Here is a 9,639-nt window from a genome sequence, read left to right on the forward strand (position 1 = left end):
ACTCGTAGAACAGGGCACCCTGCTCGACTTGCCGAGGTCCCATCATCTGCTTCGATCTCCGTCTCTCGACAGGAGTGAATCACCTCATCACAATCGCTGCAACACCCGAGTTTTTCAACAGAATCGGTCGAAACCAGACCCCCGGGGGCTAAGCCGACGCGCTTCCGGCCCTACCCCTGCTTCTCGGCGCGCAGGCGCTTCAATTCCCACGGGCCGCCCGAGAGCCGGCAGCCGGTGCCGCGCACGAAGCGGCTGCGCTCGGGCGCGATCACGGTGGCGAGGAAGTCCCGGCAGATCTCGTCGTGCGCGACGTAGGGCAGGCCGGTGGGGTTGATGGTGCCGCGCAGGCTCGACTCGGGGTTGTCCCACTTGACCGGGCGGCCGTTGCCCTGGGGGTCGAGGGCGACGCCGAGGGCCGCGCGGGCGCGCCGCCAATCCTCCTCGCCGAGGTCGGGCCCGAAGCTCGTCGGGCGCTTGGCGATGCTGCCGGTGACGAGGGGTTCGGGGGCCGGCTCCGGCGCCGACTTCGTCTCGGCCGTGCGGAAGATCAGGAGCGGCTGGCTGCAGCCCGACAGGCCGAGGGTGGCCAGGGGCCCGGCCACGAGCCCGGCCACGAGGAGAGACGCCGCGCGCGCGCCGCGCGCCGCGGGAGGATGGCCTTTCAACGCACGACGCCCCATTACACCTGACACCTGACCCGTCTACGAAAAGACCGACCCGCCAGGACCGACGTGGAAGACCGACACGCAGCCCGTCGAGAGTCGTGCTCCACGTCGGTGCCCCCGACCCGGATGTCACGGCCGCGATCTAAGGCGCCGACCGGTTAAGGATCGATGAGGCCATGCAGCAAACCACCCTGCCCCACCCCGCCCCGGACGATTTCACGCTGAGCGAGGACCCCTGGGCCCTGTTCGCCGCCTGGATGGCGGAGGCCGAGGCCGCCGAGCCCGAGGACCCGAACGCCATGGCCCTCGCCACCGCGGGCGCCGACGGCCTGCCGGACGTGCGCATGGTGCTGCTGAAGGGCGTCGATGCCCGCGGCTTCGTGTTCTACACGAACGTCGAGTCGGCCAAGGGCGAGGAACTTGCCGAGAACCCCCAGGCGGCGCTCGTCCTGCACTGGAAGAGCCTGCGCCGCCAGGTGCGGGCCCGCGGCCCGGTGACCCCGGTGACGGCCGAGGAGGCCGACGCCTACTTCGCGAGCCGCCACCGCGACAGCCGCATCGGCGCCCATGCGAGCCGCCAGTCGCGCCCCCTCGCGGACCGGGCCACGCTGATGGCCGAGGTCGCCGACCTCGCCGCCCGCTACGAGAACGGCCCGGTGCCGCGGCCCGAGCACTGGCGGGGCTTCCGGATCGAGCCGGTGAGCCTCGAGTTCTGGCAGAACGGCGACTACCGCCTGCACGACCGCGTGCGCTTCACCCGGGCGGGGACGGGCTGGAGCCGGTCGCGGCTCTATCCGTGACGCGCGGGGGGTAGCGCAGGGTTTGCCGTAGCGCTTGCTGCACCGCGGCGCGCCCTGGATTTCCGGGGCGCCCGCGCTTAGACCTAAGACCCCCGCGGAGCCTGCCGCGCGGACGTCGCCAGAGAGGCACCGGCCTTGGCCCCATCCCCCAACGAACGTCGGCGCGTGATGCTGCTCACCGGCGCGAGCCGCGGCATCGGGCACGCCACGGTGAAGCGCTTCTCGGCGGCGGGCTGGCGCGTCATCACCTGCTCCCGCCATCCCTTCCCCGAGAACTGCCCCTGGGAGATGGGCCCGGAGGACCACCTCCAGGTCGATCTCGCGGATGCGGAGGATACGGTGCGGGGGGTGCGCGAGGTGGCCGAGCGGCTGGCCGCCGAGGGCGGGCTGCTGCACGCCCTCGTCAACAACGCCGGCATCTCGCCGAAGGGCTCGGGCGGCGAGCGCCTCGGCGCCATCGCGACGCCGTTCTCGGACTGGCAGCGCGTCTTCCAGGTCAACTTCTTCGCCCCGATCCTGCTCGCCCGGGGCCTGTGCGACGAGCTCACCCGCGCCCGCGGCTCGATCGTCAACGTCACCTCGATCGCGGGCTCCCGCGTCCACCCCTTCGCGGGGGCGGCCTACGGCACCTCGAAGGCGGCGCTCGCCGGCCTGACCCGCGAGATGGCCGCCGATTTCGGGCCCCTCGGGGTGCGCGTCAACGCGATCTCCCCGGGGGAGATCGACACCTCGATCCTCTCGCCCGGCACCGAGAAGCTCGTGGAGCAGATCCCGCAGCGCCGCCTCGGGACCCCCGACGAGGTCGCCAAGGCGATCTACTTCCTGTGCACCGAGGCTTCCTCCTACGTGAACGGCGCCGAGCTGCACATCAACGGCGGGCAGCATGTGTGAGGCCCGGCGGGGCCGGTTCCGGCTCGCCGGGGCCCTCGCGCTCGGTCTCGTCTCCGGCCTCGGCCTCTCCCCCTCGCCGGCCGCGGCGGAGCCCGCCGTCAGGATCCTCGACCTGCCCTTCCGGGCCCGGGCCCTGCGGGGACCCGGCAGCGAGATCGCGGTGGCGGTGGCGACCTCTGGGCTCCTGCCCATCGCCCGCCCGAAGGACCCCGTCGCCGAGGGGGCGCCGATCGCCGTGGTGTGGGGCGAGGACGGGGGCGCGGCCCTCAGCCTCGCCGGCGGGGTCGTGAAGGCGACGCTCCTCGGCGCCGAGGCGATCGAGGGCTTCGCGGCCGCCGAGACGCCGCGGGGCGCCCTGCCGGGCTCCCGCCGCGCCGTCGCCGGCCCCGTCACCGCCTACCTGAGCGGCCCGACCCGGGCGCTCGGCGGCGAGGGTGCGGCCAACGCCGCCGCCCTGACGATCCGCGAGCGGCAGGCCGTGGCCTTCAGCGCCGACCCGAAGCCGGTGCCGGTCGAGACCGCCACGGTCCGGCCCGGCGCGCAGGCGGTGTTCGCGCCCCTCGCGCCCCGGGCGCTCGACCTCGACGGGCGCCCGGCCTTCGCGGCGGTGACGCGCTCCGCCGCCGGCTCCGGGCCGGCGCTCGTCGGCCGCGCCGCGGCGGGTGCGCCCTGGTCGCTCCTCGCCGCCGGGGCGCCCGGGGCCGGGCCGTTCCGGATCTCGGCGATCGCCGACTTCGCCGGCACCGGCCGGCCCCAGCTCGCCGCCTTCCGGGCCGCGGATACGGGCGGCAGCCTGCAACTCTGGGGATATGCCGACGGCGCCCTCAGCCTGCTGCGCGAAGCCCCCGGCTACGCCGACGGCCCCGACGACACCGATCTGGCGAGCCCCCTGGCGCCGGCCCGCGACGGCCCGGCCGAGCTCGTCCTGCCCAGCGCCGACCGCGCCGCTGTCGCGGTCCTGTCGCTGCGCGACGGGTTCCGGGAGCGGCTTCGCGTCGCCCTGCCGGCGCCGGCCGGATTCGGCCTCGCGGTGCTCGGACGGGGCGAGGCGGCGCGGATCCTCGTCGGACTCTCCGATGGACGCGTGGTGGACATCGCGCTGGACGGGACCAAGGCCGCACCGTGAGCGACCCGGACACCCGCCTGTTCCCGACCCGGCCCTTCGTCGGCGCCTCGATCGCGGTGATCCGCGGCGAGCGCGTCCTCCTGGCCGCCCGCGCCAACGCGCCGATGCGCGGCGTCTGGACCCTGCCGGGCGGCCTCGTCGAGGCCGGCGAGACGCTGGCGGCGGCAGCACTCCGCGAGCTCTCCGAGGAGGTCGGCCTCTCGGCGGAGGTCGTCGCCGTGCTGCCCCCCACCGAGATCATCGAGCGCGACGCGGAGGGGCGCGCCCGCCACCACTACGTCGTCCATCCCCACGCCGCCCTCTGGCGCGGCGGCGAGCCGGTGGCGGGCCCCGAGGCCCTCGACGTGCGCTGGGCGACGCCCGCGGAGGTCGCCGGCCTCGCCACCACCCCGGGCCTCCTCGCGACCCTGGCCGAGGCGTTCGCGGCGATCCGCCGGCACCCCGCGGAGGCCTGACGGTGACCCGGTGCCGCCTCGTCCTCGGCCTCCTCGCCGTGCTCGCCGCGCTGCCGCAGCCCGCCGAGGCGCAGTCCTCGCGCGGCGGCTCGCGCACGCAGCAGAAGCCCGCCGAGAAGCCGGCCGAGAAGGACCGGGAGGCGCCGGCCCCCGCCGAGGCTCCCGCCCCCTATGACCGCGACCTGATGCGGCTCTCCGAGGTCATCGGCTCCCTGGCCTTCCTGCGCGGCGTCTGCGCCAGCCCGGACGCGGTGCAGTGGCCCGCGCGCATGAAGGCGCTGATCGACACGGAGGGGACGAGCGCGGGCCGGCGCGACCGGCTCGCCGGCGCCTATAACCGCGGATATCGCAGCTACGCCCTCACCTACCGGGTCTGCACGCCCGCGGCCCACGAGGCGGCGGACCGTTTCCTGGCGGAGGGCGCCCAGCTCTCACGCGCGCTGGCGGGCCGCTACGGCGGGTGAGCGGCCCGGCCTGGTGCCGTTTCGCCACACCCCCGCGGAGATCGCGGGACAGCACAAATCCGAGCGGTCGCGTTAACCGCTTCGAAATTCCCGGCTGGTCGCACGACCCGGAGGCGCCTATCATTCGCTATCCGCCGGGGCTTCGGCCTCGGGCGCAACAGACGCCATGGTCCCATGCAGAACACCTCAGCCGCCGCCGTCTCCCCCATCGAGGCGAACATCGACGAGAAGCGCGCCGCGCTGAGCTACGTCTCCGAGGCCTTCGCGGAGGGCTGTCTGGACGGCCTCGACGGTGACTGCATGGCGCAGGCCGCCCTGTTCGCGGCCTTCCAGGAACTGGTCACCACCTACGGCGAGGAGGCCACCGCCCGCTACGCCGAGGGATTCCCCGAGCGCATCCGCGGCGGCGCGTTCACCACGACCCTGCAGCACTAAGGGAACCCGCCTCTCGATGAGCCCGCGGGCCCCGGTCAGGTCGGGCCCGCCCCCAGGGTCTCAAGGAACCGAACAGCCTCTCCGGCCCCCGGCCCGGTCAGCGCGCCCTGCCACATCACCCGGCGGCCGCGCACCAGGGTGCCCACCGGCCAGCCCGTGACGGAGACGCCGTCGTAGGGCGTCCAGCCGCATTTCGAGGCGATCCACGCGTTGCGGATCGTCTCCCGGCGCTTCAGGTCCACCACCGTCACGTCGGCGTCGTAGCCCACCGCGAGGCGGCCCTTCCGGGCGATACCGAACAGGCGCTGCGGCCCGGCGCTCGTGAGGTCCACGAACCGCGCGAGCGACAGGCGCCCCGCCGCCACGTGGTCGAGCATCATCGGCACCAGCGTCTGCACCCCGGTCATGCCCGAGGGCGAGTCCGGATAGGCTTTCGCCTTCTCCTCCAGCGTATGGGGCGCGTGGTCCGAGCCGAGGATGTCGGCGACGCCCTGGCTGAGCCCGTGCCAGATTCCGGCGCGGTGGCCGGCGCCGCGCACCGGCGGGTTCATCTGGACGAGCGTGCCGAGCCGCGCATAGGCCTCGTCGCCGTCGAGCGTCAGGTGGTGGGGCGTGACCTCGACGCTCGCCACGTCCTTGTGGTCTGCGAGGAAGCGCATCTCGTCGGCCGTCGAGATGTGCAGGATGTGGATGCGGGCCCCCGTCTCGCGGGCGAGCGCCACCAAGCGCTGCGTCGCCTTCAGCGCGGCCTCGGGCGAGCGCCAGACAGGGTGTGAGGCCGGATCGCCGGGCACGCGCAGGTCCCGGCGCTCCCGCAGCATCGGCTCGTCCTCGGCATGGAAGGCCGCGCGCCGCCGGATCCGCGACAGGATCTCCCGAACGCCGGCATCGTCCTCGACGAGGAGCGAGCCCGTCGAGGACCCGACGAACACCTTGATACCGGCCGCCGCCGGCAGGCGCTCGAGCGTGGCGACCTCCGCGGCGTTCTCGTGCGTGCCGCCGACCCAGAAGGCGAAGTCGCAGTGCATGCGATGGTGCGCCCGCGCGACCTTGTCGGCGAGAGCCGCGGCGTTCGTGGTCTGAGGCATCGTGTTCGGCATCTCGAACACCGCCGTGACGCCACCCATCACGGCGGCGCGCGAGCCCGATTCGAGGTCTTCCTTGTGGTCGAGGCCGGGCTCGCGGAAGTGGACCTGGGTGTCGATCACGCCGGGCAGCAGGTGCAGGCCGGTGCAATCCTCGCGCTCCGCGGCGTCCGCGCCCGCGAGGTCGCCGATCGCCGCGACGCGGCCGGCCCGGATGCCGAGATCCGCGCGGTGCGCGCCGTCCTGGTTCACCACCGTCCCGCCGGTCAGGAGAAGGTCGAAGGGCTGGTCCATCGGTGGGCTCCCGGGTCGGATCGCATTGAGAGGCGGCCGGGCGGGGCTTATGTCACGGCCGACGTCCTTGCAAACCCGAGCCCCGGACCCCAGCCCATGCCGATCGCCCTGTTGCCGGACCGCGCCGTCGTCACCGTCACGGGGCCGGACGCGCCCGGGTTCCTCCAGGGCGTCGTCACCTGCAACGTCGAGACCCTGGCCGAGGGGGAGGCCCGCCTCGGCGCGCTCCTCACGCCGCAGGGCAAGATCCAGTTCGACTTCCTGGTCTCGCGCCTGCCCGACGGGTTCCGCCTTGACACGGCGGCCGAGCGGGCCGCCGACCTCGTGCGGCGCCTGACCCTCTACCGCCTGCGGGCACAGGTGACGATCGCGGCGGATCCGACGATCGCCGTCGCGGCCGCGTGGCAGGGTGCCGAGACTGCCATCGCGGTCGCCCGCGTCGCGGACGGCCGCCTCGCCGACCTCGGCGCGCGGCTCTACGCGGCGGAGGGCGCCTTCTCGGCCGATGCGGGGCCGGAGGATTACCACGCGCACCGCATCGCCCTCGGCATCCCCGAGGGCGGGCGCGACTTTGCCTTCGGGGACGCCTTCCCGCACGAGGCCCTGATGGACCAGATCGGCGGGGTCGATTTCCGCAAGGGCTGCTACGTCGGGCAGGAGGTGGTCTCCCGCATGCAGCACCGGGGCACGGCCCGGACGCGGATGCTGCCGGTGACCTACGCGGACGGCTCCGCGGCGGAGCCCAACACCGAGGTGACCGCCGGGCAGAAGAGCCTCGGCGTCACCGGAAGTGCTGCCGGCGCGCGGGGCCTCGCCATGCTCCGGTTGGATCGCCTCGCCGACGCTCTCGCCGCGGGTGAGCCGCTCCGGGCCGGCGGCCGGGTGCTCGGCGCCGCGCGCCCGACCTTTGCCACCTTCCCGATGCCGCAGGCCGCCGATGCGCCGGCGGGATGACCCTGGCCTTTTCCGCGCCACCCGCTAAACCCGCCGGATGTCTTCGGAGACAGGCCTCATCGAACATCCCGACGGCTGCGCGCGCTGCTGGTGGGCGGGAGCGGACCCCCTTTACGTGCGCTACCACGACACCGAGTGGGGCGTGCCCGAGCGCGATGCCAGGGCCCTCTACGAGAAGCTGATCCTCGACGGGTTCCAGGCCGGCCTGTCCTGGATAACCATCCTGCGGCGGCGCGAGGGCTTCCGGTCGGCCTTCGCGGATTTCGAGCCGGAGCGGATCGCCCGCTTCACCGAAGCCGACGTCGAGCGCCTGATGGCCGATACGCGCATCATCCGGAACCGGGCGAAGATCCGCGGCACGATCGCGGGCGCGCGCGCCTTCCTGCGCATCGAGGAGGCGGGACCCGGCTTCGCCCGGTTCCTCTGGGACTTCGTGGACGGGCAGCCGATCCAGGGGCGTGCGGCGACACGCGCCGAGATCCAGGCCGAGACGCCGCTGTCGCGCCGCGTCTCGAAGGCGCTCAAGGCGGAGGGGTTCAGCTTCGTCGGGCCGACCATCGTGCACGCCTTCATGCAGGCGACCGGCCTCGTGAACGATCACCTCGTCGGCTGCCACCGGCACGCCTCCTGCGCAGCCCTCGCAGGCTCGGCGCCATGACGGATGCTCCGAGGGCCTGGCAGCGCATGCTGTCCGGCCGCCGCCTCGACCTCCTCGATCCTGCGCCCGCCGACATCGAGATCGCCGACATCGCCCACGGTCTCGCCCGGGTCGCCCGCTGGAACGGCCAGACGGCGGGCCCGCACGTCTTCTCGGTCGCGCAGCACTCCCTCCTCGTCGAGCGGATCGGGAACGCCCTGTCGCCCGGCCTCGCGGATGCGGAGCGCGTGGAGCTTCTCCTGCACGATGCGCCCGAATACGTGATCGGGGACATCATCTCGCCCTTCAAAGCGGCGATCGGCGACGGCTACAAGGCGGTGGAGCGCCGGCTCCTCGCCGCGATTCGGGCCCGCTTCGGCCTTCCCGAGCCGTCGCCGGCCTTCGCCGAGCTCGTCAAGCGCGCCGACCGGGCAGCGGCCTACCATGAGGCGACGCGGCTCGCGGGCTTCTCGGCCGACGAGGCCGGCCGCTTCTTCGGCGCGCCCGGCACCCTCGACCCCGAGGCGGCGGCACTTGCCGAGCCGTGGCCCACCGCCCGCGCCGAGCAGCGCTTCCTCGCCCGCTTCCACGCCCTCACCGGAGCCTGAGATGTCGACCCTCCACGTCTGCTCCCTGTCGCGGCTGCCGGAGACCGTGGCGGCCACCGGTGCCAGCCACGTCCTGACGCTCGTCAACGTCGGCACGCCGATGGAGCGCCCGGCGGCGATCCCGGCCGAGTGCCACGGCATCGTCGGCGTGAGCGACATCACCGAGGCCCGCGACGGGCACGTCCTGCCCGCGGAGGAGCACGTCGCCAGCATCCTCGACTTCGTGCGCGCCTGGCCCCGGGAACGGCCCCTGGTGGTGCACTGCTACGCCGGGATCAGCCGCTCGACGGCCGCCGCCTACATGGCCGCCTGCGCGCTGAACCCGGATGCCGACGAGGGAGATCTCGCCGACGCGCTGCGGCGCGCCTCCCCCTCGGCGACTCCCAACAAGCTCTTCGTGGCCATCGCCGACCGGATGCTCGGCCGGCAGGGCCGCATGGTCGCGGCCATCGCCCGCATCGGGCGCGGCGCCGACGCCTTCGAGGGCGAGCCGTTCCATCTCGCATTCTAGGGTCTGTCTGATGTCGTCGGTCCGGACGGAGAACCGGTGGCCACTTCTCCTGGACCGACGCTAGGCACCGCAGCGATCCTGGCGGGTGTGGCGGAAACGACGCCACGGGTGACGAAACAGCACGGGCCGGGATGGCGGCGACGGACGCCGGGTTGTCCCCCCTCCCCGTCCGACTTAGAACCGCAACAAAGGAAGTACGAGGGATGACAGCTGCCCGACCCGACGCGCCGGCCGCCCCAGGGCCCGGCGAGAGCCCCACGACGGGTGATCTGCCCTTCGAGCAGGCGCTTGAGCAGCTCGAGGTGATCGTGCGTCGCCTGGAGAAGGGCGACGTGCCCCTCGACGAGTCGGTGGCGATCTACGAGCGCGGCGAGGCGCTCAAGCGTCACTGCGAGGCGCTGCTGAAGCGGGCCGAGGCCCGCATCCAGCGCATCACCCTCGGTCCGGACGGCCGCCCCGCGGGGGTCGAGCCCCTGGACGCCGGGTGACGTCCCCGGGCCATGGCCGTCCCCGCCCCTCTACCCCCGCAGCGTATGTGAGGATCGCTCGTGTCGGATCGTGAGAGCAAGTCGCGGGACGAGATCCTTGCGCGGGTGAACGAGCCTTCGGACCTTCGCCGCCTGGGCGAGGGCGAGCTGCAGGCGGTGGCGGACGCGGTGCGCGCCGAGATGATCGACGCCGTCTCGGTCACCGGCGGACACCTCGGCTCCGGCC

At 73.8% G+C, this 9,639-nt stretch carries 14 protein-coding genes; 12 read left to right on the plus strand and 2 right to left on the minus strand.

Features of this window, described 5'->3' with window-relative positions; translation table 11 throughout:
• Positions 1 to 170: 170 nt before the first annotated feature.
• On the minus strand, positions 171 to 680 hold the full coding sequence (locus tag ACLBXP_RS25035) for an RT0821/Lpp0805 family surface protein (RefSeq protein WP_447670551.1): 510 nt from the start codon (positions 678 to 680) through the stop codon (positions 171 to 173).
• Between the two features lie 161 nt (positions 681 to 841).
• Here ACLBXP_RS25035 and pdxH point away from each other — a divergent pair, with 161 nt between their 5' ends.
• From pdxH to ACLBXP_RS25065, 6 genes are all read left to right on the plus strand, one after another.
• Complete coding sequence (gene pdxH / locus ACLBXP_RS25040) at positions 842 to 1,465, plus strand: pyridoxamine 5'-phosphate oxidase (RefSeq protein ID WP_447670552.1); 624 nt, start codon at positions 842 to 844, stop codon at positions 1,463 to 1,465.
• Between the two features lie 168 nt (positions 1,466 to 1,633).
• Positions 1,634 to 2,356: an SDR family NAD(P)-dependent oxidoreductase gene (locus ACLBXP_RS25045; protein ID WP_447670564.1), complete on the plus strand. Its 723-nt coding sequence runs from the start codon at positions 1,634 to 1,636 to the stop codon at positions 2,354 to 2,356.
• Positions 2,349 to 3,482: a hypothetical protein gene (locus ACLBXP_RS25050; RefSeq protein ID WP_447670553.1), complete on the plus strand. Its 1,134-nt coding sequence runs from the start codon at positions 2,349 to 2,351 to the stop codon at positions 3,480 to 3,482. Before ACLBXP_RS25045 ends, ACLBXP_RS25050 begins: the two co-directional genes overlap by 8 nt.
• Entirely contained in the window at positions 3,479 to 3,937 is a 459-nt protein-coding gene (locus ACLBXP_RS25055) for an NUDIX hydrolase (RefSeq protein ID WP_447670554.1), read from the plus strand. Before ACLBXP_RS25050 ends, ACLBXP_RS25055 begins: the two co-directional genes overlap by 4 nt.
• 2 nt (positions 3,938 to 3,939) lie before the next feature.
• Positions 3,940 to 4,401: a TIGR02301 family protein gene (locus ACLBXP_RS25060; protein ID WP_447670555.1), complete on the plus strand. Its 462-nt coding sequence runs from the start codon at positions 3,940 to 3,942 to the stop codon at positions 4,399 to 4,401.
• Positions 4,402 to 4,575: 174 nt separating this feature from the next.
• A complete protein-coding gene (locus ACLBXP_RS25065) occupies positions 4,576 to 4,836 on the plus strand; it encodes a hypothetical protein (RefSeq protein WP_447670556.1) in 261 nt (86 codons plus the stop codon).
• Between the two features lie 35 nt (positions 4,837 to 4,871).
• Here the strand turns inward: ACLBXP_RS25065 and ACLBXP_RS25070 are convergent, their stop codons facing one another.
• Positions 4,872 to 6,215, minus strand: coding sequence for a dihydroorotase (locus tag ACLBXP_RS25070; protein ID WP_447670557.1), 1,344 nt, complete (start codon positions 6,213 to 6,215; stop codon positions 4,872 to 4,874).
• A 96-nt stretch (positions 6,216 to 6,311) separates the two neighbouring features.
• Here ACLBXP_RS25070 and ygfZ point away from each other — a divergent pair, with 96 nt between their 5' ends.
• From ygfZ to ACLBXP_RS25100, 6 genes are all read left to right on the plus strand, one after another.
• On the plus strand, positions 6,312 to 7,169 hold the full coding sequence (gene ygfZ / locus ACLBXP_RS25075; protein ID WP_447670558.1) for a CAF17-like 4Fe-4S cluster assembly/insertion protein YgfZ: 858 nt from the start codon (positions 6,312 to 6,314) through the stop codon (positions 7,167 to 7,169).
• A 37-nt stretch (positions 7,170 to 7,206) separates the two neighbouring features.
• Positions 7,207 to 7,827, plus strand: coding sequence for a DNA-3-methyladenine glycosylase I (locus tag ACLBXP_RS25080; protein ID WP_447670559.1), 621 nt, complete (start codon positions 7,207 to 7,209; stop codon positions 7,825 to 7,827).
• Entirely contained in the window at positions 7,824 to 8,414 is a 591-nt protein-coding gene (locus tag ACLBXP_RS25085) for a hydrolase (protein ID WP_447670560.1), read from the plus strand. The genes ACLBXP_RS25080 and ACLBXP_RS25085 overlap by 4 nt, the downstream gene beginning before the upstream one ends.
• A gap of 1 nt (position 8,415) precedes the next feature.
• A complete protein-coding gene (locus ACLBXP_RS25090) occupies positions 8,416 to 8,925 on the plus strand; it encodes a tyrosine phosphatase family protein (protein ID WP_447670561.1) in 510 nt (169 codons plus the stop codon).
• Positions 8,926 to 9,128: 203 nt separating this feature from the next.
• Positions 9,129 to 9,413 (plus strand): exodeoxyribonuclease VII small subunit, encoded by a 285-nt coding sequence (locus tag ACLBXP_RS25095; protein ID WP_447670562.1) that lies wholly within the window; start codon positions 9,129 to 9,131, stop codon positions 9,411 to 9,413.
• 93 nt (positions 9,414 to 9,506) lie between these two features.
• The coding region (locus ACLBXP_RS25100) for a 1-deoxy-D-xylulose-5-phosphate synthase N-terminal domain-containing protein (protein WP_447670565.1) at positions 9,507 to 9,639 on the plus strand (133 nt) is incomplete at its 3' end.

Source organism: Methylobacterium sp. A54F (genome assembly GCF_053346035.1).

Excerpts from the sequence above, each read along its gene's own strand:
- ACLBXP_RS25035 (WP_447670551.1), bottom strand. The coding sequence starts at position 680 with ATGGGGCGTCGTGCGTTGAAAGGCCATCCTCCCGCGGCGCGCGGCGCG.
- pdxH (WP_447670552.1), top strand. The coding sequence starts at position 842 with ATGCAGCAAACCACCCTGCCCCACCCCGCCCCGGACGATTTCACGCTG.
- ACLBXP_RS25045 (WP_447670564.1), top strand. The coding sequence starts at position 1,634 with ATGCTGCTCACCGGCGCGAGCCGCGGCATCGGGCACGCCACGGTGAAG.
- ACLBXP_RS25050 (WP_447670553.1), top strand. The coding sequence starts at position 2,349 with ATGTGTGAGGCCCGGCGGGGCCGGTTCCGGCTCGCCGGGGCCCTCGCG.
- ACLBXP_RS25065 (WP_447670556.1), top strand. The coding sequence starts at position 4,576 with ATGCAGAACACCTCAGCCGCCGCCGTCTCCCCCATCGAGGCGAACATC.
- ACLBXP_RS25070 (WP_447670557.1), bottom strand. The coding sequence starts at position 6,215 with ATGGACCAGCCCTTCGACCTTCTCCTGACCGGCGGGACGGTGGTGAAC.
- ygfZ (WP_447670558.1), top strand. The coding sequence starts at position 6,312 with ATGCCGATCGCCCTGTTGCCGGACCGCGCCGTCGTCACCGTCACGGGG.
- ACLBXP_RS25080 (WP_447670559.1), top strand. The coding sequence starts at position 7,207 with ATGTCTTCGGAGACAGGCCTCATCGAACATCCCGACGGCTGCGCGCGC.
- ACLBXP_RS25085 (WP_447670560.1), top strand. The coding sequence starts at position 7,824 with ATGACGGATGCTCCGAGGGCCTGGCAGCGCATGCTGTCCGGCCGCCGC.
- ACLBXP_RS25090 (WP_447670561.1), top strand. The coding sequence starts at position 8,416 with ATGTCGACCCTCCACGTCTGCTCCCTGTCGCGGCTGCCGGAGACCGTG.
- ACLBXP_RS25095 (WP_447670562.1), top strand. The coding sequence starts at position 9,129 with ATGACAGCTGCCCGACCCGACGCGCCGGCCGCCCCAGGGCCCGGCGAG.